This window comes from Xenophilus arseniciresistens (genome assembly GCF_028023875.1).
Taxonomy (GTDB): Bacteria; Pseudomonadota; Gammaproteobacteria; order Burkholderiales; family Burkholderiaceae_C; genus Xenophilus; species Xenophilus arseniciresistens.
On record NZ_JAQIPB010000006.1, the window covers coordinates 120,144 to 143,248 of the forward strand.

The 23,105-nt window shown below is 70.9% G+C and carries 21 protein-coding genes and 1 pseudogene; 9 read left to right on the forward strand and 13 right to left on the reverse strand.

From position 1 onward, the window contains the following. Nucleotides 1–11: 11 nt before the first annotated feature. Both PGB34_RS13360 and PGB34_RS13365 read left to right on the forward strand, forming a co-directional pair. The gene (locus tag PGB34_RS13360) at nucleotides 12–3,281 is read left to right on the forward strand and encodes an efflux RND transporter permease subunit (RefSeq protein WP_271428590.1); all 3,270 of its coding nucleotides are present in this window, start codon (nucleotides 12–14) and stop codon (nucleotides 3,279–3,281) included. A gap of 47 nt (nucleotides 3,282–3,328) precedes the next feature. Beyond that, nucleotides 3,329–4,798: an efflux transporter outer membrane subunit gene (locus PGB34_RS13365; protein WP_271428850.1), complete on the forward strand. Its 1,470-nt coding sequence runs from the start codon at nucleotides 3,329–3,331 to the stop codon at nucleotides 4,796–4,798. Here PGB34_RS13365 and PGB34_RS13370 read toward each other — a convergent pair. The 5 genes from PGB34_RS13370 to PGB34_RS13390 all read right to left on the reverse strand — a co-directional run bounded on the left by PGB34_RS13370 (nucleotide 4,786) and on the right by PGB34_RS13390 (nucleotide 9,777). After that, entirely contained in the window at nucleotides 4,786–5,667 is an 882-nt protein-coding gene (locus PGB34_RS13370; RefSeq protein ID WP_408647887.1) for an isocitrate lyase/PEP mutase family protein, read from the reverse strand. The genes PGB34_RS13365 and PGB34_RS13370 overlap by 13 nt on opposite strands. After that, nucleotides 5,664–6,632 (reverse strand): tripartite tricarboxylate transporter substrate binding protein, encoded by a 969-nt coding sequence (locus tag PGB34_RS13375; protein WP_271428591.1) that lies wholly within the window; start codon nucleotides 6,630–6,632, stop codon nucleotides 5,664–5,666. Before PGB34_RS13375 ends, PGB34_RS13370 begins: the two co-directional genes overlap by 4 nt. Beyond that, nucleotides 6,629–7,564, reverse strand: a complete 936-nt coding sequence (locus PGB34_RS13380) for an amidohydrolase family protein (protein WP_271428592.1) — start codon at nucleotides 7,562–7,564, stop codon at nucleotides 6,629–6,631. The genes PGB34_RS13375 and PGB34_RS13380 overlap by 4 nt, the downstream gene beginning before the upstream one ends. Next, on the reverse strand, nucleotides 7,557–8,537 hold the full coding sequence (locus PGB34_RS13385) for a Bug family tripartite tricarboxylate transporter substrate binding protein (protein WP_271428593.1): 981 nt from the start codon (nucleotides 8,535–8,537) through the stop codon (nucleotides 7,557–7,559). Before PGB34_RS13385 ends, PGB34_RS13380 begins: the two co-directional genes overlap by 8 nt. Nucleotides 8,538–8,652: 115 nt before the next feature. Next, a complete protein-coding gene (locus tag PGB34_RS13390; protein WP_271428594.1) occupies nucleotides 8,653–9,777 on the reverse strand; it encodes a TauD/TfdA family dioxygenase in 1,125 nt (374 codons plus the stop codon). A 140-nt stretch (nucleotides 9,778–9,917) separates the two neighbouring features. On the opposite strand from PGB34_RS13390, the gene PGB34_RS13395 reads away from it, so the two are divergent. From PGB34_RS13395 to PGB34_RS13420, 6 genes are all read left to right on the forward strand, one after another. Continuing rightward, nucleotides 9,918–10,826: a LysR family transcriptional regulator gene (locus tag PGB34_RS13395; RefSeq protein ID WP_271428595.1), complete on the forward strand. Its 909-nt coding sequence runs from the start codon at nucleotides 9,918–9,920 to the stop codon at nucleotides 10,824–10,826. A 113-nt stretch (nucleotides 10,827–10,939) separates the two neighbouring features. Next, nucleotides 10,940–11,152, forward strand: a complete 213-nt coding sequence (locus tag PGB34_RS13400) for a hypothetical protein (protein ID WP_271428596.1) — start codon at nucleotides 10,940–10,942, stop codon at nucleotides 11,150–11,152. A 95-nt stretch (nucleotides 11,153–11,247) separates the two neighbouring features. Then, nucleotides 11,248–12,759, forward strand: a complete 1,512-nt coding sequence (locus PGB34_RS13405) for a cobyric acid synthase (RefSeq protein WP_271428597.1) — start codon at nucleotides 11,248–11,250, stop codon at nucleotides 12,757–12,759. After that, nucleotides 12,756–13,802 (forward strand): nicotinate-nucleotide--dimethylbenzimidazole phosphoribosyltransferase, encoded by a 1,047-nt coding sequence (gene cobT / locus PGB34_RS13410; RefSeq protein WP_271428598.1) that lies wholly within the window; start codon nucleotides 12,756–12,758, stop codon nucleotides 13,800–13,802. The genes PGB34_RS13405 and cobT overlap by 4 nt, the downstream gene beginning before the upstream one ends. A 92-nt stretch (nucleotides 13,803–13,894) precedes the next feature. Continuing rightward, nucleotides 13,895–14,713, forward strand: coding sequence for an adenosylcobinamide-GDP ribazoletransferase (gene cobS / locus PGB34_RS13415; RefSeq protein ID WP_271428599.1), 819 nt, complete (start codon nucleotides 13,895–13,897; stop codon nucleotides 14,711–14,713). Then, nucleotides 14,710–15,300, forward strand: a complete 591-nt coding sequence (locus tag PGB34_RS13420; RefSeq protein ID WP_271428600.1) for a histidine phosphatase family protein — start codon at nucleotides 14,710–14,712, stop codon at nucleotides 15,298–15,300. Before cobS ends, PGB34_RS13420 begins: the two co-directional genes overlap by 4 nt. Here PGB34_RS13420 and nth read toward each other — a convergent pair. Beyond that, nucleotides 15,269–15,913 (reverse strand): endonuclease III, encoded by a 645-nt coding sequence (nth, locus tag PGB34_RS13425; protein ID WP_271428601.1) that lies wholly within the window; start codon nucleotides 15,911–15,913, stop codon nucleotides 15,269–15,271. The genes PGB34_RS13420 and nth overlap by 32 nt on opposite strands. A 79-nt stretch (nucleotides 15,914–15,992) precedes the next feature. Between nth and PGB34_RS13430 the strand changes: the two genes are divergently transcribed. Beyond that, nucleotides 15,993–16,313: a DUF6172 family protein gene (locus PGB34_RS13430; protein WP_271428602.1), complete on the forward strand. Its 321-nt coding sequence runs from the start codon at nucleotides 15,993–15,995 to the stop codon at nucleotides 16,311–16,313. 81 nt (nucleotides 16,314–16,394) lie between these two features. On the opposite strand, the gene PGB34_RS13435 is transcribed toward PGB34_RS13430, so the two are convergent. From PGB34_RS13435 to nadA, 7 genes and pseudogenes are all read right to left on the reverse strand, one after another. Continuing rightward, on the reverse strand, nucleotides 16,395–16,922 hold the full coding sequence (locus PGB34_RS13435; protein ID WP_271428603.1) for an Rrf2 family transcriptional regulator: 528 nt from the start codon (nucleotides 16,920–16,922) through the stop codon (nucleotides 16,395–16,397). Nucleotides 16,923–17,189: 267 nt separating this feature from the next. Further along, nucleotides 17,190–17,480, reverse strand: a complete 291-nt coding sequence (locus PGB34_RS13440; protein WP_271428604.1) for a hypothetical protein — start codon at nucleotides 17,478–17,480, stop codon at nucleotides 17,190–17,192. Next, nucleotides 17,477–18,499: a glycerophosphodiester phosphodiesterase gene (locus PGB34_RS13445; RefSeq protein ID WP_271428605.1), complete on the reverse strand. Its 1,023-nt coding sequence runs from the start codon at nucleotides 18,497–18,499 to the stop codon at nucleotides 17,477–17,479. The genes PGB34_RS13440 and PGB34_RS13445 overlap by 4 nt, the downstream gene beginning before the upstream one ends. 54 nt (nucleotides 18,500–18,553) lie before the next feature. Then, nucleotides 18,554–19,384: a pantoate--beta-alanine ligase gene (gene panC, locus PGB34_RS13450; protein ID WP_271428606.1), complete on the reverse strand. Its 831-nt coding sequence runs from the start codon at nucleotides 19,382–19,384 to the stop codon at nucleotides 18,554–18,556. Between the two features lie 54 nt (nucleotides 19,385–19,438). Next, nucleotides 19,439–20,284, reverse strand: a complete 846-nt coding sequence (gene panB / locus PGB34_RS13455) for a 3-methyl-2-oxobutanoate hydroxymethyltransferase (protein WP_333909032.1) — start codon at nucleotides 20,282–20,284, stop codon at nucleotides 19,439–19,441. Nucleotides 20,285–20,329: 45 nt separating this feature from the next. Continuing rightward, nucleotides 20,330–21,904, reverse strand: a pseudogene (nadB, locus tag PGB34_RS13460) (L-aspartate oxidase); the annotation flags it as partial. Further along, on the reverse strand, nucleotides 21,904–23,022 hold the full coding sequence (nadA, locus tag PGB34_RS13465; RefSeq protein ID WP_271428607.1) for a quinolinate synthase NadA: 1,119 nt from the start codon (nucleotides 23,020–23,022) through the stop codon (nucleotides 21,904–21,906). The gene nadA and the pseudogene nadB, both read right to left, overlap by 1 nt. Nucleotides 23,023–23,105 lie beyond the last annotated feature (83 nt).

Genomic DNA, 23,105 nt, shown 5'->3' on the forward strand with positions numbered 1-23,105 from the left:
GAAAGTTCACCATGAACCTCTCCAAATTCTTCATCGACCGGCCCATCTTTGCCGGCGTGCTGTCGCTGCTGATCCTGATCGCAGGGCTGATCGCGCTGCGCGGGCTGCCGATCTCCGAGTACCCCGAGGTGGCGCCGCCGCAGATCGTGGTGCGCGCCCAGTACCCGGGCGCCAATCCGAAGGTGATCGCTGAAACCGTGGCCACGCCGCTGGAGGAGCAGATCAACGGCGTCGAAGGCATGCTCTACATGGGCAGCCAGGCCACCACCGACGGCGTGATGACGCTCACCGTGACTTTCCGCCTGGGCACCGACCCCGACAAGGCGCAGCAACTGGTGCAGAACCGCGTCTCGCAGGCCGAGCCGCGCCTGCCCGAGGAAGTGCGGCGCCTGGGCCTGACCACGGTCAAAAGCTCGCCCGACATCACGATGGTGGTGCACCTGGTCTCGCCCAACAATCGCTACGACATCGACTACCTGCGCAACTACGCGGTGCTCAACGTCAAGGACCGGCTGGCGCGCATCGAGGGCGTGGGCCAGGTGCAGATCTGGGGCGGCGGCGAATACGCGATGCGCGTCTGGCTCGACCCGCAGAAGGTCGCGCAGCGCGGCCTGTCGGCGGCCGACGTGGTGGCCGCCATCCGCGGCCAGAACGTGCAGGCCGCGGCTGGCGTGATCGGCGCCTCGCCGGGGCTGCAGGGCATCGACGTGCAGCTCTCGGTCAACGCGCAGGGGCGCCTTTCGACCGAGGAAGAGTTCGGCGAGATCATCGTCAAGAGTGGCAATGATGGCCAGGTGGTGCGCCTGCGCGACATCGCGCGCATCGAGCTGGGCGCGGCCGACTATTCGCTGCGTTCGCTGCTGGACAACGACCCGGCCGTGGGCCTCGGCGTGTTCCAGTCGCCGGGCTCCAACGCGCTGGACATCTCGGCCAACGTGCGCGCCACCATGGATGCGCTCAACGCCCACATGCCCGAGGGGCTGGAATACCGCATCGCCTACGACCCCACGCAGTTCGTGCGGGCCTCCATCGACTCGGTGATCGCCACGCTGCTCGAAGCCGTGCTGCTGGTGGTGCTGGTGGTGATCCTGTTCCTGCAGACCTGGCGCGCGTCCATCATCCCGCTGCTGGCCGTGCCGGTGTCGGTGGTGGGCACCTTCGCCGTGCTGCATGTGCTGGGCTTCTCCATCAACGCGCTGAGCCTGTTCGGCCTGGTGCTGGCCATCGGCATCGTGGTGGACGATGCCATCGTGGTGGTGGAGAACGTGGAGCGCAACATCGAGGCGGGCCTGTCGCCGCGCGAGGCCACCTACCGCGCCATGCGCGAGGTCTCGGGCCCCATCATCGCGATCGCGCTGGTGCTGGTGGCGGTGTTCGTGCCGCTGGCCTTCATCAGCGGGCTCACGGGCCAGTTCTACAAGCAGTTCGCCGTCACCATCGCCATCTCCACGGTGATCTCGGCCATCAACTCGCTGACCCTGTCGCCCGCGCTTGCGGCACTGCTGCTGCGCGGCCATGACGCGCCCAGGGATGCGCTCACGCGCGGCATGGACAAGGCCCTGGGCTGGCTGTTCCGCGGCTTCAACCGCTTCTTCCAGCGAGGCTCCGAAGCCTACGGCGGCGGCGTCAGGAGCGTGATCTCGCGCAAGACGCTGATGCTGGTGATCTACCTCGCGCTGGTGGGCGTGACCTTCGGCCTGTTCAAGGCCGTGCCCGGCGGCTTCGTGCCCACGCAGGACAAGCAGTACCTGATCGGCTTCGCCCAACTGCCCGACGGCGCCACGCTGGACCGCACCGACGACGTGATCCGCCGCATGGGCGAGATCATGAAGAGCAACCCCAACGTCGAAGGCACGCTGGCCTTCCCGGGGCTGTCGATCAACGGCTTCACCAACAGCTCCAACTCGGGGATCGTGTTCGCGATGCTCAAGCCTTTTGACCAGCGCAAGAACCCGGACCAGTCCGGCGGCGCGGTGGCGGGCCAGCTCAACCAGGCCTTCGCGGGCATCCAGGACGCCTTCATCGTCATGTTCCCGCCGCCGCCGGTGGCGGGCCTGGGCACCACGGGCGGCTTCAAGCTGCAGCTGGAAGACCGCGCCTCGGTGGGCTACGCGCAGATGGACGCGGCCGTGAAGGCCTTCATGGCCAAGGCCGTGCAGGCGCCCGAACTCACGGGCATGTTCACGAGCTGGCAGGTCAACGTGCCGCAGCTGTATGCCGACATCGACCGCACCAAGGCGCGCCAGCTCGGCGTGCCCGTGACCGACATCTTCGACACCATGCAGATCTACCTGGGCAGCCTGTATGCGAACGACTTCAACAAGTTCGGCCGCACCTACAGCGTGCGCGTGCAGGCCGATGCGCCGTACCGCGCGCGGGCCGAAGACATCGGCGCGCTCAAGGTGCGGTCCAGCTCGGGCGAGATGATCCCGCTGTCGGCCCTGCTGAAGGTCAACAGCAGCTTCGGCCCCGAGCGTGCCATGCGTTACAACGGCTACCTCACGGCCGACATCAACGGCGGCGCCGCGCCGGGCTATTCCTCGGGCCAGGCGCAGGAGGCCATCGCGCGCATCGCGGCGCAAACGCTGCCGCCGGGCGTGGACTTCGAATGGACCGACCTGACCTACCAGGAGATCCTGGCCGGCAACTCGGCCGTGATCGTGTTCCCGCTCGCGATCCTGCTGGTGTTCCTGGTGCTGGCCGCGCAATACGAGAGCCTGACCCTGCCGCTGTCGATCATCCTGATCGTGCCCATGGGCCTGCTGGCCGCGATGACGGGCGTGTGGCTCTCGGGCGGTGACAACAACGTCTTCACGCAGATCGGGCTGATCGTGCTGGTGGGGCTCAGTGCGAAGAACGCGATCCTGATCGTGGAGTTCGCGCGGGAGCTGGAATTCGCCGGCCGCACGCCCGTGCAGGCCGCCATCGAGGCCAGCCGCCTGCGCCTGCGTCCGATCCTGATGACCTCGCTGGCCTTCGTGATGGGCGTGCTGCCGCTGGTGCTGGCCACCGGCGCGGGTGCAGAGATGCGCACGGCCATGGGCGTGGCGGTGTTCGCCGGAATGATCGGCGTGACGGCCTTCGGCCTGTTCCTCACGCCCGTCTTCTATGTGGCGCTGCGCCGCCTGGCCGGCAACCGGCCGCTGCGCCAGCACGGCACGGTGCCGGCCGCGGGTGAGGACTTCGTGTCCGCCAGCCATCCGGCACCGGCTGCAAGCGGCGGCGGCCATGGCGCGGGCCTGCAGCCGGCCCCAGCGGCGCGGCTGGGCCACCACGAATGATGATCATGAATGACACGAAGCCAAGGAGAAGAACCATGCATGGCTCGATGAAGACCCCGGCAACCCTGCGGCGCCCGCTGCGCGCGGCCCTTGCGCCGCTGATGGCCGCCCTGGTGCTGGCCGGTTGCGCCAGCACGCCTTCGGGCCTGCCCAGCGTGGACGCGCCCGCCCAGTTCAAGGAAGCCCGGGCCGCGGCGCCAGCCGCTGCGCCCACGGAAGGCCAATGGACCCGCGCCACGCCGGCCGAGGCCCAGCCGCGCGGCCAATGGTGGCGCGCCTTCGGCGACCCCGTGCTGGACCAGTTGGTCGAGCGCGCCCTGCAGGTCGATGACGGCAACGCCAGCATCGCCCAGGCGGCGGCGCGCGTGCGGCAGGCGAGGGCGCTGGCCCGCCTGAGCGACGCCGACCGCTCATTCCAACTGGGCGCCGGCGCAGGTGCGTCGCGCCAGCAGGGGTTGGACCGCAACCAGAGCAACCGGCCTTCGACCCTGACCACCGCGGGCCTCAGTGCCTCGTACGAGCTGGACCTGTTCGGCCGCCTCTCGCGCGCCAGCGAGGCCGCGCGCCTGGACGCGCAGCAGCGCGAGGCCCTGCTGCAAAGCACCCGCCTCCTGGTGCAGGCCGAGGTGGCCCAGACCTACCTGGCATTGCGCGCGGCCGACGCCGAACGCGCCCTGGTGCGCGACAACGTGCAGGCCTATCGCGACACGCTGCGCCTCACGCAGCGCCGCCAGCAGGCCGGCGACGTGGCCGAGCTGGACGTGGCGCGCGTGCAGACCGAGGTCTCGGCCACCGAGTCCGACGCGCTGGCGCTGGACCGGCGCCGCGCCGAGCTCGAACACGCGCTGGCCGTGCTCACGGGCCAGGCCCCGGCCGCGCTGGCGATCGACGACCAGGCCTGGACCAGCGTGCTGCCCGGCATCCCGGCCGGCCTGCCGGCCACGGTGCTGCAGCGCCGGCCCGATGTGGCCGCCGCCCAGGCCGCCGTGCTGGCCGCGCAGGCGCGCGTGGGCGCGGCGCAGGCGGCTTACTTCCCCGACCTCACGCTCACGGCGGGCGGCGGCTATGCCTCGCCCGAGATCGGCGACCTGTTCAAGTGGTCGGCCCGCTCCTGGGGCATCGGCGCGCTGCTGTCGCTGCCCATCCTGGACGGCGGCCGGCGCGAGGCCGGCGTGCAGAACGCCTCGGGCCAGCTCGACGAAGCCCTGGCCGGCTACCGGGCCCAGGTGCTGGGTGCGTTCAAGGAAGTGGAAGACCAGCTCTCGGCGCTGCGGCTCCTGCAGGAGCAGGCCCAGGTGCAGGCCACGGCCGTCAGTTCGGCGCAGCGCGCCACGCAGCTGTCGGACACGCGCTACCGCAACGGCTACATCAGCCAGCTTGACCTGCTGGACGCGCGCCGCAGCGAGCTGCGCAACCGCCGCCAGGCCTTGCAGGTCAAGGCCGCGCAGTACCAGGCCACGGTGGCGCTGGTGCGCGCGCTGGGCGGCGGCTGGGATGCTTCGGCTCAGGCCTCGTAGCGCTTGCCCAGCGCCAGCAGTTCGGGCGTGCCGATCAGGCCGTTGAGCTGGTCGAAGTCCAGCATCTGACTGCGCAGGGCGGCGGTGGTGCCGTCGGCGGCCAGCGTGGCGAAGTAGCGCTGCAGCCCGGCCGCCGCCCAGCGTGCCGTGCCGCCCGGGAAGATCACGATCCGGAAGCCCAGCTCGCCCAGTTCGCTGGCACTGCTTACGGGCGTTTGGCCGCCTTCGATCATGTTGGCCAGCAGCGGCACGCGGCTGCCGAAGCGCTCGCACGCCTGCTGCATCTGCTCGCGCGAGCGCAAGGCCTCGATGAACAGCGCATCGACGCCGCAGGCCAGATAGGCCTCGGCGCGCTCGAAGGCCGCTTCCACGCCTTCGACGGCCACGGCATCGGTGCGCGCGAGGATCAAGGTGTCGCGCGAATGGCGCGCATCGAGCGCGGCGCGCAGCTTGCCCTGCATCTGCGCGCTGCTGACCAGGCTCTTGCCGGCCAGGTGGCCGCAGCGCTTGGGGAAGTCCTGGTCCTCGAGCTGGATCATGGCCGCGCCCGCGCGTTCGAAGTCGCGCACGGTGCGCTGCACGTTGAGCGCGTTGCCGTAGCCCGTGTCGGCATCCACGATCACGGGCAGGCGCACGCGGTCGGTGATGCGGGCCAGCACGTTGGCCGTTTCGCTGGCCGTGGTCAGGCCCACGTCGGAGCGGCCCAGCTGGGTGTAGGCCACGGCCCCGCCCGAGAGGTACAGCGCCTCGAAGCCGGCCTGCTCGGCCAGCAGCGCGGTGAGGGCGTCATACACGCCGGGCGCCAGCAGCGCGCGCGGTTGCGCCAGTCTCTGCTTCAGCGTCATGCCTTCGGTCTCGCTTCGCTTCATTGCGGCGTGGCTCCGGTCTGTTGCACCACCTTGCCCCAGCGGCTGATTTCGCTGTTCACGAAGCGTTCGAACTCGGCCCGGTCGCGGCTGGGCATGGGAAGAATGCCTTCATGCTTGAGCCGCGCCAGCAGCGCGGGCGAGCCCAGCACGTCGCGCACGGCGGCGCTGAGCGTGTCGGCCTGCCTGGCGTCCATGCCGGCAGGGCCGAAGAGGCCGTACCAGGAGCTGAAGTCGAAGCCAGGCAGCACTTCGCCGATGGCCTGCACATCGGGGAATTCGGCCACGCGCCTGGCGCTGGTCACGCCGATGGCCTTGACCTTGCCGCCCTTGACCAGTTGCTGCACGCTGGCCACGCCCGAGATGGCCAGCTGGATCTGGCCTGCGATCACGTCCTGCAGCGCCGGGCCGGTGCCCTTGTAGGGCACGCTGATGATGTCCACCCCGGCCTGCAGCTTGAGCACTTCGCCGGCCAGATGGTTGGCGCTGCCCAGGCCTGCGATGGCGATGTTGAGCTGGCCGGGCCTGGCCTTGGCCAGCGCGATCAGCTCGCGCACGTCCCTGGCCGGCAGTGCCGGGTTGGCCACCAGCAGCGCGGGGATGGTCGCCACGCCGGCGATGGGCGTGAAGTCCTTCTGCGTGTCGAAAGGCAGCTTGGTGTACAGCGTGGGGTTGATGGCGTGGCTGGTGTAGCTCAGCAGCAAGGTCGCGCCGTCGGGCGCGGCCTGGGCCACCATCTGCGCCGCGATGTTGCCGGCCGCGCCGGGCTTGTTGTCGACCACGTACTGGCGGCCGGTGCGGGTGCTGAGCTCCTGCGCCAGCGCGCGGGCCACGATGTCGGTGCCGCCGCCGGGCGTTGCGCCCACCAGCAGCCGCGTGACGGCGGGCTGGGCTCGCACGATGGCGGGGGCCTGCAGCGCGAGAAGGCCGGCGCCCAGGGCGCCGAGGGTCTGGCGTCTGTTGATCATGATGATGCTGTCTCCGTGGGTCTTGGGGTGGGCGCCAGCGCCGGAAAGCCATACAGCTGCTCCGGGTTGCGCACGAGGATGCGTTCACGCTGTGTGGCCTCGGGCACCCAGTCGAAAAAGCTGGCCAGCAGGCCGGCGTCGCTGGGCACGGCCTCATCGCCGAACAGGTTGGGATGCGGCCAGTTGCTGCCGAAGAGCACGCGCTCGGGCCGGGCCTGCACCAGCGCCTGGGCCAGCGCGCGCATGTCCTCGTGCGGTGCGGCCTGCGAGGAACGCCGGTACCAGCTGGAGATCTTGACCCAGCAGTCCTCGCGCCGCGTCAGCAGCCGCAGCAGCGCCTGGAAGCCCGGGCTGTCCACGCCTTCGCCGCCGCGCGTGCAGCCCAGGTGGTCGAAGACCAGCGGCGCGTCCACCTGCATCAGGCGCTGCTCAAGCTCGGCCAGCTCGCGCGCCTGCGCCACATGCACCTGCAGGTGCCAGCCGAAAGGCTTCAGGCGCTGCGCCATGCGCTCCAGGTGCTCGGTGCCGCCATAGCCCGCCACATGGGTGGACAGGCGCACGCCGCGCATGCCGCCTTCGTGCAGCGTTTCGAGTTCCTGGGCCGACACATCGGCCGCCAGCCCGGCCACGCCGCGCGCACGGTGCTGGCCCAGGGCGCGGATCACGTCGAGCGTGAGGCGGTTGTCATTGCCGTAGATGCTGGCGTTGACCTGCACCGTGCGCGCCAGGCCTACGGCCTCGCACATGCGCAGGTAGGCCGCAAGCGGCGCGGGTGCGGGTGTGTAGCTGCGCTGCGCCACCCAGGGGTAGCGCGCCTCGTCCTCGAACACGTGGCAGTGGCAGTCGGTGGCGCCGGCAGGCAAGGCCACGCGCGCCGGCTCCGGCGGCGACTGCGGCGGCAGGCACAGCGGCGCGGCTGCGGCTTCAGTCAATGCGCACCCCCGCGTCGCGCACCACCTGCGACCACTTCCGGCCTTCGTCGCGCATGTGGCGCGCAAAGTCTGCGGGGGGCAGGTTCACCAGCTCGGCCCCGATGCCGGCGAAGTCCTCGCGCACCTTGGGCGCGGCCATCGCCTGGGCCATGGCGGCCTGGATGCGCTCGGCCACCTCGGGCGCAACGCCCGTGGGCAGCGCGATGCCGGTGAGGGTGCTGGCCTCGAAGCCGGCCAGGCCGGACTCCGCCACCGTGGGCAGTTGCGGCAGCGCGGGGCTGCGCCCGGCACCCGTCACGCCCAGGGCCTTGAGCCTACCGCTCTTGATGAAGGGCAGCGAGGTGGGCACGTTGTCGAACATCAGGTCCACCTGGCCGCCCAGCACATCGGTCAGGGCCTGGCTGCTGCCGCGGTAGGGCACATGGGTGAACTGCACGCCGGCCATCTTCTGGAACAGCTCGCCCGCCAGGTGGTTGGAGGTGCCGTTGCCCGTGGAGGCCATGGTCAGCGGCGCGCCGCGCGACTTGGCCAGCGCGATCAGCTCCTTGACGTTGCTCACGGGCAGCTTGGGGTTGAGCACCAGCACCAGCGGCACCTGGGTGATGGCGCGCGAGGCTGCCAGGTCCTTGACCGGGTCGAACCCCAGCTTGGGGTAGAGCGCCGGCGCCGCCGCCAGCGAGCCCGTGGAGGCCAGCAGCAGTGTGTAGCCGTCGGGCGCGGCACGGGCCACCTGCTCGGCGCCCAGCATGCCGCCGGCACCGGGCTTGTTCTCGACGATCACGCTCTGGCCCAGCGCCTGCGACATGCCGGTGGAAATGGCGCGCGCCGTCAGGTCGATGTTGCCGCCGGCCGAGAAGGGCACCACGATGCGCACGGGGCGCTCGGGGTAGTCGGCCAGCGCCAGGGCGGGCGCGAGCAGGGCCAGCGCGAAGGCCGAGAGCGCGCGAAAGATCTTCTTGCTGCTTTTCTTCATGGGGATGTCTCCGTGGGGGCCACGGGTGCCTGGCCCGCGGCTTGTTCTTCATGCATGGGCGCGGCCTTCCGGGCGCCGCGTGCTGGCTCACAGGGCAGGGCCGTGCGGCCCTTCGTCATTCGGCTGCTGCGGGCTCGCGCACCACCAGCGGCCGCCAGGGGCGCCACTGCATGCCCAGCGCCTTCGCATGGCGCTCCTCGTAGGCCAGGAACTCCTGCGTGATGGCACTGCCGCGCACCCCGCCGCGCACGGCGCCGGCGCGCACGTCGCCGTAGTACTCCTCCCACTGCGGCGGCAGCGGCTGCGAGGAGGGCACGGCCAGCCACAGGCGCAGCAGGTGGCGCTTCTGGTCGGGCTCCTCGAAGTCCTCGAAGGGCGTGCGCGAGTGCAGGGTGACGTAGTTGTTCAGCAGTTGCAGGTCGCCCTGTTCCAGCTCCATCGAGTAGCACAGACGGTCGCTGGGCATCAGCTGGTCGAACAGGTCCAGCGCCTCTTTCTGCGCGGTGGACAGGCGCGGCACTTCGTCGAAGTCGCGCTGGGCCGCGTCGGTGTTCTTGCGGTTGCTGCGGGCGCAGAAGTGCTGCGGGTCGTCGCCGAAGATGGGGCAGCGGTAGAAGGGCGGCTGCACTGGGTCCTGCGTGCCCTGGTAGCTGTGGTACCAGTCCTGCTGCAGCACGGGGATCAGCTCCGGCCGCTGGCGCTGCACCTCGTCGCGCAGCGCGATGGAGCTGATCACCTTGCTGGTGCCGCCCGACTTGGCCGTGCGCCGGCACAGCAGGGCCACCACGTCGCAGGAGTCCTGGTGGAAGTCCAGCCCGGCATTGGTGTTGTAGCCGCGGCCACCCTTGACCTTGTAGCTGGCGCCGACGTCGCGCACGTCGTTGATGATTTCGCTGGCGCGGTTTTGCGTGCGGCCCACGCCCATGTGCAGGCCCATGCCCCAGTAGGCCAGGCGCGTGTCGGCCTCGCTCCAGCGATCAACCGGGAAGCCTTTGACCAGGCACATGCCCCAGCGGCCCTGCGTGGCGGCAATGGCGCGGTCGAGCACGGCGCGCGAAGCCGCCGGCAGCGGGAAGTCCTCCAGCGTCATGGCCAGCAGCGGCTTGCCGACGGTCCGGGCATGCGCCAGCGCGGCGTCGAAGCCTTCGACCTCCTGCGGCGTCATGCGCAGGATCCACGAGTCGTCCTGCGCCACATCGGCGGCCAGCCAGGCGCGGGGTTTGAATTCAGTGTTGCTCATGCTCAGTCTCCTTCAGTGCAGCGCCGCACCGCGTCAGTGGTCACGGGTCGCTGGAATCCACGGGTCGATGCAGGGCAGTCTAGGCCGGGCAAGGATCAGGAAAAAGCGATGAAAATTGAAGAACAACATCAAGGAAGTTGATGAAGATCGAAGCCTTCCAGACGCTGGAATCGGTGCTGCGCACCGGCAGCTTTGCCGGCGCCGCGGCAGAGATGAGCCTCACGCCCAGCGCCGTGAGCATGCAGATGAAGCAGCTGGAGCAGTACCTGGGCCAGCCGCTGTTCGAGCGCGCCGGGCCGCGCGTGAGCCCGCGCGTGGCCGCCTTCGACGTGGCCGCGGCGCTGCGCGGCGGGCTGCAGCAGCTGGAGTCGCTGCGGCGCAAACCTTCGGTGGCCATCCAGGGCGTGGTCAAGCTCGGCATCATCGAATCGCTGCTGCCTTCGCTGCTGCCCGACAGCCTGTCGGCGCTGCGCCAGCGGCACCCGCGGCTGAGCATCGAGCCCATGCGCGGGCGCAGCGCGGGGCTGATCAATGCCGTGAAGTCAGGCCAGCTCGATGCGGCCGTGGTGGCGCTGCCGGCCAAGGGCGGCAGCGAGCGGCTGCGCTGGTGGCCGCTGGCGCGGCGCGAGCTGGTGCTGATCGCGCCGCCCGATTCGACCGAGACCAGCCCCACCTTGCTGCTGCGCCGCCACGACTGGGTGCGCTACGACCGCAACACCGTCACCGGCGCGATGGCGGCGCGGCATGTGCTTTCGCTGGTGCCCAACAAGCGCAGCGCGCTGGAGCTGGATTCGGCCCCCGCCATCATCGCCAGCGTGCATCGGGGCCTGGGCGTGTCCATCATCCACCTGCTGGACGAGGCCTTCGCCGCCGCCTACCCCGTGCGCGAACTGCGCCTGGGCCGCAACGCGCCCATGCTGGAGCTGACCCTGGTGGCGCGCAAGAGCAGCGACGACGACCGCGCCCTGGCCGTGGTGCGCGAGCAGGTTGCGGCGCTGCTGCGCGCCACCGGCCGCGACGGTCGCAACGGCCGCCAGCCGCCTGCGTGAGGCTCCAGAAGCCCATCAAGGCGGGGTTGTGGAATTCATGTAAGTAAAGCGTCTACTGTGTTACGCTGATTTTCGTCAGCCCTCTGGCTTGCGGGGCTTGGAGAATGGCTCCCATGAGTGCAGCGGTACCTACCCTAGATCGACAGAGCGAATTGCGCGTGGCCTTGCCGGGCGTCGAGCAGTTGCTGCAGCGCCGCCGCGCTGGGGAAATCGGCGAAGACGTGATCGACGACCTGGTCAGCCTGTCCTGGATCGAATGGAACGGCGGCGCCCTGCGCCTGACCACCACGGGCCAGAACATCTGCAGGCAGCAGTTGCCCAAATAGCCGGCCCGGCGCCCGGGCATGGCGCAGCATCGGTGAGGTGTCCAGGCGGACACAATCCGGGCCATGCTGTGCAACCTTTCTAAAAAACAACTTCCATGAGCGCGCGCTGTGTGATGGTGCTGGGCACCACCAGCGGCGCGGGCAAGAGCTGGCTCACCACGGCCCTATGCCGCTGGTATGCGCGCCAGGGGCTCAGCGTGGCGCCCTTCAAGGCGCAGAACATGAGCAACAACGCGCGCGTGGTGGGCCCTGCTGCGGGCGCGGGCGCCGATGCCTTCGATGCCGGTGGCGAGATCGGCAGCGCCCAGTACTTCCAGGCCCTGGCCGCGCGCGCCGTGCCCGAGGTGCGCATGAACCCGCTGCTGCTCAAGCCCGAGCGCGACACCGCCAGCCAGGTGGTGCTGATGGGGCAGGTGCACGAGCCGCTCTCGCGCACGCCCTGGCGCCAGCGCAGCGCCACCGTGTGGCCGCACATCGCGCAGGCCTTCGACGAACTGGCGGCGCGGCATGAGGTGATCGTGCTCGAGGGCGCGGGCTCGCCGGCCGAGATCAACCTGCATGCCAGCGACATCGTGAACATGCGCATGGCACGCCATGCGCGTGCGCGCTGCCTGCTGGTGACCGACATCGACCGCGGCGGCGCCTTTGCGCACCTGTACGGCACCTGGGCCCTGCTGCCGCCCGAGGAGCGCGCGCTGCTGGCGGGCTTCGTGCTCAACAAGTTCCGCGGCGACGCCGCGCTGCTGGCCCCCGGCCCCGAGCAGTTGCAGGCCCTGACCGGCGTGCCCACCGTCGCCACCCTGCCCATGTGGTGGCAGCACGGCCTGCCTGAAGAAGACGGCCTGTTCGACGAGCGCGGCAGCGCGGGCGAGGGCAGGATCACGCGCACCGTGGCCGTGGTGGCCTGCCCGCGCCTCAGCAACCTCGACGAGTTCCAGCCGCTCAAGCGCGTGCCTGGCCTGGCCCTGCGCTGGGTGCGCACGCCGGCCGAACTGGCGGGCCTTGATCGTCGATGCGACTGGATCGTGCTGCCCGGCTCCAAGGCCACCAGCAGCGACCTGGCCTGGCTGCGCGCCCAGGGCCTGGATGCGGCCATCGCCGCCCATGCGGCGCAGGGCGGGGCGGTGCTGGGCATCTGCGGCGGGCTGCAGATGCTGGGCGAGGCGCTGATCGATCCGCACGGCATTGATGGCAACGCGCCCGGCCTGGGCCTGCTGCCGCTGGTCACCGTCTTCGAACGCGACAAGACCGTGCGCCTGCGGCGCACGCGCTTCGGTGCCGTGCAGGGCCCGTGGGCGGCACTGGCAGGCGCCGAGGTGGCGGGCTACGAGATCCACCACGGCCGCACGGCCGAAGGCGTGGCACCGCACCCGGCCCTGCTGGCGGCGGGCGAGCGCGCGCAAGCCGTGCTGCCCGAGGGCCTGGGCTGGCAGAACGCGCAGGGCAACGTGCTGGGCCTGTACCTGCATGGCCTGTTCGAAGACGCGCGCGTGCTGCAGGCCCTGTTCGGCGCCCAGGTTCCCACGCTGGAGCAGACCTTCGACGGCCTGGCCGATTACATTGGCAGCCATTTTTCGCCGGGTGTGCTGGCCCGACTCATCGAATGACCCTGCAAGCTGCGGACATCCCGCCCGTCCCCTCCATTGAAGACCCGGCCCTGCGCCAGCGCCTGCAGGCGCGCCTGGATGCCAAGACCAAGCCGCTGGGCGCGCTGGGCCGCCTGGAGCAACTGGCGCTGCAGATCGGGCAGGTGCTGGGCACCGAAGCGCCGCAATTGCACGCGCCGCAGATGCTGGTGTGCGCCGCCGACCACGGCCTGGCCGCGCGCGGCGTCTCCGCCTATCCGGCCGACGTGACCTGGCAGATGGTGCGCAACTTCCTGTCGGGCGGCGCCGCCGTCAGCGTGCTGGCACGCCAGCATGGCCTGGCGCTCACGGTGGTCGATTGCGGCGTGCTGCAACCCACGCCGCCGCAGCCCGGCCTGGTGCAGCGGCGCATCGCGGCCGGCACGGCCGACGCGCTGCAGGCCCCGGCCATGAGTGCGCAACAGTGCGCGCAGGCCATCGCCAATGGCCGCGAAGTGGTGCGCGGCCTGCCTGGCAACGCACTGCTGCTGGGCGAGATGGGCATCGGCAACAGCTCGTCGGCGGCGCTGCTGCTGGCTCGGCTTTCGGGGCAGGACATCGATGCCTGCACCGGCGCCGGCACGGGTCTGGACGCACAGGCCCTGGCCCGCAAGCGCGCCGTGCTGCGCGAGGTGCTGGCCGTGCATGCGCAGGCGCGCACGCCGCTGCAGGCGCTGGCGGCCTTCGGCGGCTTCGAGATCGCCACGCTGGTGGGTGCGGTGCTGCAGGCCGCGCAGGAGCGCCGCCTGGTCGTGCTCGATGGCTTCATCGCCAGCAGCGCGGTGCTGGTGGCGCATGCGCTGGCACCGCAGGTGGTGCAGCGCTGCGTGGCCGCGCACCAGTCGGCCGAACCAGGCCATGCGCTGCTGCTGCGCCTGCTGGGCCTGCAGCCGCTGCTGCAGATGGACCTGCGGCTGGGCGAGGGCTCGGGCGCGGCGCTGGCCTGGCCGCTGCTCGAATCCGCCTGCCGCATCCTGAGCGACATGGCCAGTTTCGAATCGGCCGGCGTTTCAGGCCCTGCATGACATGAAGCAGCCCCCACGCTTCCCCGCTTCGCGTGGTCCGCTGCCCCCCAAGGGGGTGCGTCAGTGCCTTCGGGCGGCCGGGCGTCACTGACATGAAGCGCGCGCTGCGCCACTACCTGCTTGCGCTGCAGTTCTTCACGCGCGTGCCCGTCACGGGCCGGCTGGCGGCCTGGGTGGGCTACAGCCCGCAGATGCTGCGCGCCAGCGCGGCGCACTTTCCGGGCGTGGGCGCTCTGGTGGGCCTGTGGGGCGCGGCCGTGTTCGGCCTGCTGCTGGCGGGCCTGCCCGGGCCCGCGGGCACATGGGCCGCGGCGCTGCTGAGCACCGCCGCCACGGCCTGGATGACGGGCGCCTTCCATGAAGACGGCCTGGCCGACACGGCAGACGGCCTGGGCGGCTCGGCCGACCGGGCGCGCGCGCTGGAGATCATGAAGGACTCGCGCATCGGCACCTATGGCGCGATGGCGCTGGTGCTGGCCCTGGGCACCAAGGTCGCATTGCTGGCGGCGCTGGCGCAGCAGGAAGGCGCGCGCGTGGCACTGGCCGCGCTGGTGGCGGCGCATGTGCTCTCGCGCTTCATGCCGCTGCTGCTGATCCGCCATCTGCCCCATGTGGGCGACACGGCGCAGAGCAAATCCAAGCCGCTGGCCGATGCCATGGGCAGCAGTGCCCTGCTGGCAGGCCTGCTGTGGGCCCTGCCGGCCCTGGCGCTGCTGGCCTGGGCGCAGGGGCCGCTGCGCATGGCCGCGGCGCTGCTGGCCGCGCTGCTGGCCACGGCCTGGATGGCGCGCCTGCTGTGGCGCCGGCTCCGGGGCTTCACGGGCGACGGCCTGGGCGCGGTGCAGCAGCTCAGCGAAATCGCCATCTACCTTGCGCTGGCCTGGCGCTTCACGGCGGGGGCTGCGGCATGAGGCTGTGGCTGCAGCGCCATGCGCGCGTGCTGTGCGAAGACGGCCTGTGCTATGGCCGCCTGGACGTGCAGGCCGATGCCGCGGCCACGCAGCAGGCCGCCGTTGCGCTGGCGCAGGCGCTGCCGCCCGGCGTGGCGCTGCGTGCCTCGCCCTTGCGCCGCTGCCAGGCGCTGGCTGAAGCCCTGCAGCAGTTGCGGCCTGACCTGGGCCCGGCCCGGGCCGACCCGCGCCTGGCCGAGATGCACTTCGGCGCCTGGGAAGGGCACCCGTGGTCAGCCATCGCGCGCGAGGACTTCGAGGCCTGGACCGCCGACTTCGCCGCCGCCCGCGCGGGTGCCGACGGCGAGAGCACCGACCAGTTCGTCCAGCGCGTGGCCGCCGCCTGGGACGACTGGCGCGCCACCGGCCAGGACGCCGCCTGGATCACCCATGCGGGCGTGATGCGCGCCGTGCAACTGATCGAGACCGGCCGGCGCACCGTGCCGACCGCGGCGGACTGGCCGGCAGAAGCCATTGCGTTCGGGCAGCTGTGGTGTGTGCCGCGGCAGCCCGCGTTCAAGCAGCCGGCGCCGGCGTCTTCGGCTTGAAATCGCAGTACGCAGCCACCGCGCATTCCCAGCACCTGGGTTTGCGTGCCACGCACACATAGCGCCCGTGCAGGATCAGCCAGTGGTGCGCGTGCAGCCGGTAGTCGGCGGGCACGCGCTTCTCGAGCTTCAGTTCCACTTCCAGCGGGGTCTTGCCGGGCGCCAGGCCGGTGCGGTTGCTCACGCGGAAGATGTGGGTGTCCACCGCCATCGTGGGCTCGCCGAAGGCCACGTTGAGCACCACATTGGCCGTCTTGCGGCCCACGCCGGGCAGGGCTTCGAGCGCTTCGCGCGTGCGTGGCACCTCGCCGCCATGCTGCGTCACCAGCATGCGACAGGCCTCGATCAGGTGCCTGGCCTTGCTGCGGTAAAGCCCGATGGTCTTGATGTAGCCCTCCAGGCCTTCCAGCCCGAGGTCGAGGATGGCCTGCGGCGTGTTGGCCACCGGAAAGAGCTTGCGCGTGGCCTTGTTCACGCCCACGTCGGTGGCCTGGGCCGACAGCAGCACCGCGGCCAGCAACTCGAAGGGGCTGCTGTATTCCAGCTCGGTTTCGGGTTCGGGGTTGGCCGCCTGCAAGGTGGCGAAGAAGGGGACGATGCTTTCTTTTTTCATGAGGGGCGATCAGGGCGCGCGCGGGCCGATGCCGGGTGCGCCGGCCGCGCATGCTAGCGCCCGCGGGGTACGATCACCCATGAGAAAAATATTCCCGCTGCAGATCGAAGGCCGGCACCCGGACCGTGTGATGGATGCCCTGCGCCATGAGATTCGCAAATACATCAAGCGCGAGCGCCGCCGCGAACTGCCTGCTGGCGCCGACTACTGGGATTTCGACTGCCGCTGCGGCAGCACGCGCGACGACGCGCAGCCTGTGCATCTGGCCTCGCTGCTGGCCTGCATCGATGCGGTGGCCGCCGCGCAGGGTCGCGAGGTCTATGTCGAAATCCTGGCCCGCCCCGCCAAGCGCACGGGCGCGGCCTCGAAGCACGAGGACGAAGACCAGAACGAGGTCTGAGCGTTCGCGAGAGGCAACCATGAAAAAACCCGCCGAAACCGGCGGGTTTTTTCTTCATGCGCTTCGCGTTTTGGGGCGTCGTCAGCGTTTCGGAATGGCCAGCTTGCCCAGCGCGAAGACCGAGTTGGGCGCCACCACATTGAGCGGGCGCGGCAGCGGCTTGTGCAGGGGCTTGGGCTTGGCCGCGGCGCGCACCGGGCCGCCCTTGGCGATCTGGTCGTTCACGAGGCTGCGCAGCGAAACGGAGCCCAGGAACTCCATGATCTGGCGGTTGGCCTGGGCCCACAGCTCGGAGGTGGAGCACTTCTGCGGATTGGCGGCGTCGTCGCGGGCGGCGAGCTCGTCGTCGTAGCCTTCCTCGATGGCGAGGATGATGTCGGCCACGGTGATGCTGTCGACGGGGCGAGCCAGCGAATAGCCGCCGCCCGGGCCGCGCGTCGCGCTGACCAGCTCGGCCCGGCGCAGCTTGCCGAACAGCAGTTCGAGATAAGACAGCGAGATGCCGTGCCGCGCGCTGAGCGACGAGAGGCTGACCGGTCCGTCCGCCTCGCGCAGGGCGACGTCGATCATCGCGGTGACGGCGGAACGGCCTTTGGTGGTCAAGCGCATCTCAAAAATTCTCCGGTTGGGTTTGTTGCCAGGAAGCGACAAATTGCCGCTGCTGGACCGTTGGGGAAGCAATATTTAGCAAAGTTCCCCAGAAGTTGACGGGGTTATCCCTAGGTTTTGGCCCGCAGGCACCCCGTTCAGTCTTGAAGCTGGGGCCTAAAGCCGTGCTTGCAAGCATGCACGGGCCATGCCCGGGGCTCTGTCGGCCGAGGCCGTCAAGTGCCTGCGCGCCAGCATTGGCGCACAAAAAAGCTGACGGCAGCCTGATCAGCGAGCTGCCAGACGCTCGCCCGCCTTCTCGCCCCACAGCTGCAGGCTGTCCAGAAGGTCCTTCTGGCTGAAGGAGCAGCTTTCCTCGCTGAACAGCGCGCTGGATTCCAGCCGGTCCAGCAGGTTCAGCAGCACTTCCGAAAAGCGCGGCGGCAACGCGGCCTGCAGCGCATGCGCCTGGCGCGCGGTGTCGCACAGCTGGCCGAGGGTGGCGGGCTGCTGGCGCACCTGGGCCAGGGCCTGGCCGATCTGCATCAGTTGCTGCCGGGGTTGGTCGGTTTCGGTCATGGGCGCACCTGTGGTGGCAGCGGCATGCCGCGCGTGGCCATCAGCGCGCGCAGGCGGTCCGGGTAGTCGGTGATGATGCCGTCCACGCCCAGGTCCATCACGCGCGCTAGGTCGGCCGGCTGGTTCACCGTCCAGGGCACCACCTGCAGGCCCAGTGCCTGCGCTTCGCGCACCTGTTCGCTGCTCAGGTCGGCGAAGGCGGGCGACCAGATGGCCGGCCCGCGGCCGTCGCTGGCGGCGGCCTGAACCAGGCGCGGGGTGGAGCCGCCGAAGTCTTCCACGCGCAGGCCGCGGGTCCAGCGTGGGTCGCGCAGGGTGCGCGGGCTGCTGAGCCAGGCGCGCGAGAGGCCGGGCGCCTGTTGCGTGGCCAGTGCCTGCGCGCGCCAGTCGAAGCTTTGCAGCGTCACGCGCGATTCCAGGCCCGCGCGCCGCACCTCGTCGAGGATGGCGCCCACCAGTGCTTCCACCGGTGCGGTGCTTTCTGGCAGCGTCGGGTCGGTCTTGGCCTCGATGTTGAAGCGCAGGCTGGCAGGGGCATGCGCCTGCGTGTATTCGAAAAGGGCGCGCAGCGTGGGGATGCGCTCGCCATGGCGCGGGGTCTGGCTGGCGAACTGCTGGCCGTACTTGCTGGCCGGATCGAGCCGGCCCACGTCATGGCGCTGCAGCTGCGCCAGGCTCAGGGTGTGCACCGCGGGCCCCGGGCCCTGCAGGTAGGCGCCGCTGGCATCGCGGGTGAGGGCGGGGTTGAGGGCCGGATCGTGCGTGACCACGGGCACGCCGTCGGCCGTGAGCCCGATGTCCAGCTCCAGCGTGCTCACGCCGACCTGAAGGGCGCGCTCGAAGGCGGCCAGCGTGTTCTCGGGGGCCAGCCCGCGTGCGCCGCGGTGGCCCTGCAGGTCGAAGGGGCGGGGGGCGGCCGGCGTCGTCTGGCCCTGGGCCAGGCCGGCGGCGCCGAGCGTGACGGGCAGGGCGGTGGCCCAGGCCAGCACGCTGCGTCGGCGAAGGAGGGGCTGCTTCATGCGCGCAGTGTCCGCGATCTGCGTGACGGCCGGTGCGCCGAAGTCGCCTGCCGGTCAGCCGTCGATCTCGAGGTTGTCGATGAGTCGCGTGTTGCCCAGTCGCGCGGCGGCCAGCACCACGAGGGCGTCGCCGCCGTGGGCGGCCTGCAGGTCGCTGCGCCGGCGGATGGCGATGTAGTCGGGCTTCCAGCCGCGCGCGCCCAGCTCGGCGGCGGCCCGCAGTTCGAGCGCGTCGAAGTCTTGCGCGCCGCGGCGCACCGCATCGGCCACCTTGCGCAGGGCGGCGTACAGCTCGGGGGCCTGGGCGCGCTCGCCGGGCGTCAGGTAGCCGTTGCGCGACGACAGCGCCAGGCCGTCGTCGGCCCGCGCCGTGGGCACGCCCACCACCTCGATGGGCAGCGCGAACTGCCGCACCATGTGGCGAATGATCATGAGCTGCTGGTAGTCCTTCATGCCGAAGACCGTCGCCTGCGGCTGCACGCAGGCAAAGAGCTTCATCACCACGGTGCACACGCCGGTGAAGAAGCCGGGGCGGAACTGCCCTTCGAGCGTGTTGGCCAGCCGCGCATCCGGGTGCAGCTTGAAGGTCTGCGGCTCGGGGTAGAGCGTGTTCTCGTCGGGCGCGAACAGCACGTCGCAGCCCACTGCGCGCAGTTGCTCGCAGTCCTGTTCCCAGGTGCGCGGGTAGGTGTCGAAGTCTTCGTGGGGCTGGAACTGCAGCCGGTTCACGAAGATGCTGGCGACGCTGACGTCGCCCAGCGTCCGGGCTTTTCGCAGCAGCGACAGGTGGCCTTCATGCAGGTTGCCCATGGTGGGCACGAAGGCGATGCGATTGCTGCGCGCGAGAAGTTGGCGCAGTTCGGGAAGGGTGCGGGCGATTTGCATAAAAGAAGAGGGCGATGGGGCAGCTTGGCTGCGGTGTGGCGCAGGGCCTGGCAGTCACCAGGCATGCAGGGTGTCGTCGGGGAAGCGGCCGGCCTTGACGGCCTGCACATAGGCGCGCAGCGCGCCTTCGATGCCCTGGGCCTGGGCCATGAAGTCCTGCACGAACTTCGGCGGCCGGCCCAGGTGGATGCCCAGCATGTCGTGCATCACCAGCACCTGTCCGGCGGTGCCGCTGCCCGCGCCGATGCCGATGGTGGCGCAGCGCGGGCGCTCGGCGCTGAGGGCGCGGGCCAGCGCGGCCGGCACCATCTCGAGCACCAGCAGCGCGGCGCCGGCCTCTTCCAGCGCCCGGGCGTCTTCGCGCAGCCGGGCGGCGGAACCGTCGTCGCGCCCCTGCACGCGGTAGCCGCCGAGCGCGTGGACGGTCTGCGGCGTGAAGCCCAGGTGCGCGCACACCGGGATGCCGCGCTCGGTCAAGAAGCGCACGGTGTCGACCGTCCAGCCGCCGCCTTCGAGCTTGACCATCTGCGCACCGGCCTGCATCAGCACGGTGGCGCTGCGCAGGGCCTGTTCGCGCGATTCCTGGTAGCTGCCAAAAGGCAGGTCGGCGATCAGCCAGGCGCTGCCCTGCACGCGGCGCAGCCCGCGCGCGACGCTGTCGGTGTGGTAGCGCATGGCCTCCAGCGATACGCCCACCGTGCTGCCATGGCCCTGGCAGACCATGCCCAGCGAGTCGCCCACGAGCAGGCAGTCCACGCCCGCCGCATCGGCCAGCGCGGCGAAGGTGGCGTCATAGGCCGTCAGCATGGCGATCTTCTCGCCGCGTGCGCGCATGTCGGCCATGCGTGCGAGCGTCACCGCCTTGCGCGGCGTGGGCGTGGTGGGCGGGCTGCTGCTCATGGGCGGGCTTTCTTCGGGAGCGCGTGCAAGGGGCCGGGGGCTGGTGGGAATGAGCAGGGTGGGCGCGGCCTGCTCGGCCTGGCCGGGGTGGTCGCTGCGGTGGTGGAGTCCGCGGCTTTCGAGGCGAGAGGCGGCCGATTCCACGATCAGCGCGGCCACCTGCACCAGGTTGCGCAGCTCGACCAGCGCGCGCGTGGGCCGCGCATGCGCATACAGGTCTTCGGCCTGCCGCTGCAGCTCGACGATCCGCAGCGCGGCCGTTTCCAGGCCTTCGCCGCTGCGCACGATGCCCACGTGTTCCCACATCAGGCGGCGCAGCGCGTCCAGTTGGCGCACGATGTCCTGCGCATCGGCCGCGCCGGCCGGTGCGTCTTGCCAGAGTTGGGCCTCATGGCCTTTGGCCGTCGGGGCGCTCTTGAGGATCTGGCAGGCGGCGGCCCGCGCGAAGACCAGGCATTCGATCAGCGAGTTGCTGGCCAGCCGGTTGGCGCCGTGCAGCCCGGTGCAGGCGGCCTCGCCGACGGCGTACAGGCCCGCCAGATCGGTGCGGCCCTGCAGGTCGGTGACCACGCCGCCGCAGGTGTAGTGCGCGGCCGGCACCACGGGAATGGGCTCGCGCGTGATGTCGATGCCGTGCCGGGCGCAGCGGGCCAGGATGTTGGGGAAGTGCTGCTTGATGAAGTCCGCGCTCTGGTGCGAGATGTCCAGCAGCACGAAGGGCAGGCCGTGGCGGGTCATCTCGTCGTGGATGGCGCGCGCCACCACGTCGCGCGGGGCCAGCTCGGCACGGGCGTCATGCGCGGGCATGAAGCGTTCGCCGCCCGCGCTGGCCGGCAGCTTGAGCAAGCCGCCTTCGCCGCGCACCGCTTCGCTGATCAGGAAGCTCTGCGCATCGGGGTGGGCCAGGGCCGTGGGGTGGAACTGGACGAATTCCATGTTCGACACCCGGCAGCCCGCGCGCCAGGCCGCCGCGATGCCGTCGCCGGTGGCCGTGGGCGGGTTGGTCGAGTGCAGGTAGACCCGGCCCGCACCGCCCGTGGCCAGCACCGTCGCCGCGGCGCTGAAGGCGCGCAGTTCGCCGCTGGCTTCGTCCAGCACGAGGGCGCCCCCGCAGCCGGGCCGGCCCGCGCCGGCGGCGGGGCCGCTCAGGAGGTCGACGAGCGTGTGGTGCTCGAAGAACTGGATGTTGGCCGAGCGCCGCGCCGCGTCGATCAAGGTGGCCTGCACGGCCGCGCCCGTGGCGTCGGCCGCATGCACGATGCGGCGCTGGCTGTGGCCGCCTTCGCGCGTCAGGTGCAGCTCGCCGGCCTCTTCGGAAAAAGGCACGCCCAGCGCGCGCAGCCAGGCGATGCAGGCCGGCGCGCCTTCGACCACCTTGCGCGTGGCCGGCAGGTCGCACAGGCCGGCGCCGGCCAGCAGGGTGTCGCTCACATGGGCGTCGAAGCTGTCCTCGTCGTCGAGGACGGCGGCCAGTCCGCCCTGGGCCCACTGGCTGGCGCCCTCGGCGACGGCGCCTTTCGTGAAGACGGCCACGCGATGCGTGGGCGCCAGGTGCAAAGCCGTGCTCAGGCCCGCCAGCCCGCTGCCGATCACCAGCACGTCGAAGCCGGCGGCGCGCATCAGACCGCTCCCAGGCTGGGCACGAAGCCGGCAGGCGCGCGGCCGGCCTTGAGCGCGGCCGTGAAGTCCAGCATGCGCGTGATCGGCAGCCGCGCGCGTTCGGCGATGGCGGGGGCGATGCGCACCTCGTTGGTACCGGTCTCCAGCACATGCACGATGCCTGCGAGGTCGTTCATCGCCATCCACGGGCAGTGCGCGCAGCTCTTGCAGGTGGCGCTGTCGCCAGCGGTGGGCGCCGCGATGAAGGTCTTGCCGGGATTGAGCGCACGCATCTTGTGCAGAAGGCCCGTGTCGGTGGCGACGATGAACTCGCGCGCATCCATGCGCTGGGCCGCGGCCAGCATCGCGGCCGTGGAGCCCACGGCATCGGCCAGCGCGATCACGTCGCGCGGCGACTCCGGATGCACCAGCACCTTGGCCCCGGGATGCTGCGCTTTCAGCAGCTCCAGCTCGAGGGCCTTGAACTCGTCGTGCACGATGCAGGCGCCGTCCCAGCTCAGCAGGTCGGCGCCGGTCTGGCTGCGGATGTAGTCGCCCAGGTGGCGATCGGGCGCCCAGAGGATCTTGTGGCCCTGCGCCGTGAGCGCGCGCACCACCTCGAGCGCGCAGCCGGAGGTCACCATCCAGTCGGCGCGCGCCTTCACGGCGGCGCTGGTGTTGGCATAGACCAGCACCGTGCGATCCGGATGCTGGTCGCAGAAGGCGGCAAATTCGTCGGCCGGGCAGCCCAGGTCCAGCGAGCAGGTGGCGTCCAGGTCGGGCATCAGCACGCGCTTGTCGGGCGACAGGATGCTGGCCGTCTCGCCCATGAAGCGCACGCCCGCCACCACCAGCGTGCGCGCCGGATGGTCACGGCCGAAGCGCGCCATCTCCAGCGAGTCGGCCACCAGGCCACCCGTTTCCTCGGCCAGGTCCTGCAGCTCGTCGCTCACGTAGTAGTGCGCCACCAGCACGGCCTGCTGCTCGACCAGCAACTGGCGGATGCGCGCCTTGAGCCGCTCGCGCTCCTCGCGCGAAGGCTGCGGCGGCACGCGTGCCCAGGCCTGGCCGGTGCTGCAGCTGCTGGCAGGCATTCCGGGTGCGGGCTGCGGGTAGTCGATGCTGATCTGGGCGCTCATCGTGCGGCACCTGCGGCGACGGTGAAGGGCACGCGAAGCGGTGCGAGGCGCAGCAGCGGGCTGCGTGAGGGGAGCGAGGGAAG

Bases quoted from the DNA above. Each gene is read 5' to 3' on its own strand.
- PGB34_RS13360 (WP_271428590.1), top strand. From the start codon at position 12: ATGAACCTCTCCAAATTCTTCATCGACCGGCCCATCTTTGCCGGCGTG.
- PGB34_RS13365 (WP_271428850.1), top strand. From the start codon at position 3,329: ATGAAGACCCCGGCAACCCTGCGGCGCCCGCTGCGCGCGGCCCTTGCG.
- PGB34_RS13370 (WP_408647887.1), bottom strand. From the start codon at position 5,667: ATGAAGCGAAGCGAGACCGAAGGCATGACGCTGAAGCAGAGACTGGCG.
- PGB34_RS13375 (WP_271428591.1), bottom strand. From the start codon at position 6,632: ATGATCAACAGACGCCAGACCCTCGGCGCCCTGGGCGCCGGCCTTCTC.
- PGB34_RS13385 (WP_271428593.1), bottom strand. From the start codon at position 8,537: ATGAAGAAAAGCAGCAAGAAGATCTTTCGCGCGCTCTCGGCCTTCGCG.
- PGB34_RS13390 (WP_271428594.1), bottom strand. From the start codon at position 9,777: ATGAGCAACACTGAATTCAAACCCCGCGCCTGGCTGGCCGCCGATGTG.
- PGB34_RS13395 (WP_271428595.1), top strand. From the start codon at position 9,918: ATGAAGATCGAAGCCTTCCAGACGCTGGAATCGGTGCTGCGCACCGGC.
- PGB34_RS13400 (WP_271428596.1), top strand. From the start codon at position 10,940: ATGAGTGCAGCGGTACCTACCCTAGATCGACAGAGCGAATTGCGCGTG.
- PGB34_RS13405 (WP_271428597.1), top strand. From the start codon at position 11,248: ATGAGCGCGCGCTGTGTGATGGTGCTGGGCACCACCAGCGGCGCGGGC.
- cobT (WP_271428598.1), top strand. From the start codon at position 12,756: ATGACCCTGCAAGCTGCGGACATCCCGCCCGTCCCCTCCATTGAAGAC.
- cobS (WP_271428599.1), top strand. From the start codon at position 13,895: ATGAAGCGCGCGCTGCGCCACTACCTGCTTGCGCTGCAGTTCTTCACG.
- PGB34_RS13420 (WP_271428600.1), top strand. From the start codon at position 14,710: ATGAGGCTGTGGCTGCAGCGCCATGCGCGCGTGCTGTGCGAAGACGGC.
- nth (WP_271428601.1), bottom strand. From the start codon at position 15,913: ATGAAAAAAGAAAGCATCGTCCCCTTCTTCGCCACCTTGCAGGCGGCC.
- PGB34_RS13430 (WP_271428602.1), top strand. From the start codon at position 15,993: ATGAGAAAAATATTCCCGCTGCAGATCGAAGGCCGGCACCCGGACCGT.
- PGB34_RS13435 (WP_271428603.1), bottom strand. From the start codon at position 16,922: ATGCGCTTGACCACCAAAGGCCGTTCCGCCGTCACCGCGATGATCGAC.
- PGB34_RS13440 (WP_271428604.1), bottom strand. From the start codon at position 17,480: ATGACCGAAACCGACCAACCCCGGCAGCAACTGATGCAGATCGGCCAG.
- PGB34_RS13445 (WP_271428605.1), bottom strand. From the start codon at position 18,499: ATGAAGCAGCCCCTCCTTCGCCGACGCAGCGTGCTGGCCTGGGCCACC.
- panC (WP_271428606.1), bottom strand. From the start codon at position 19,384: ATGCAAATCGCCCGCACCCTTCCCGAACTGCGCCAACTTCTCGCGCGC.
- panB (WP_333909032.1), bottom strand. From the start codon at position 20,284: ATGAGCAGCAGCCCGCCCACCACGCCCACGCCGCGCAAGGCGGTGACG.
- nadA (WP_271428607.1), bottom strand. From the start codon at position 23,022: ATGAGCGCCCAGATCAGCATCGACTACCCGCAGCCCGCACCCGGAATG.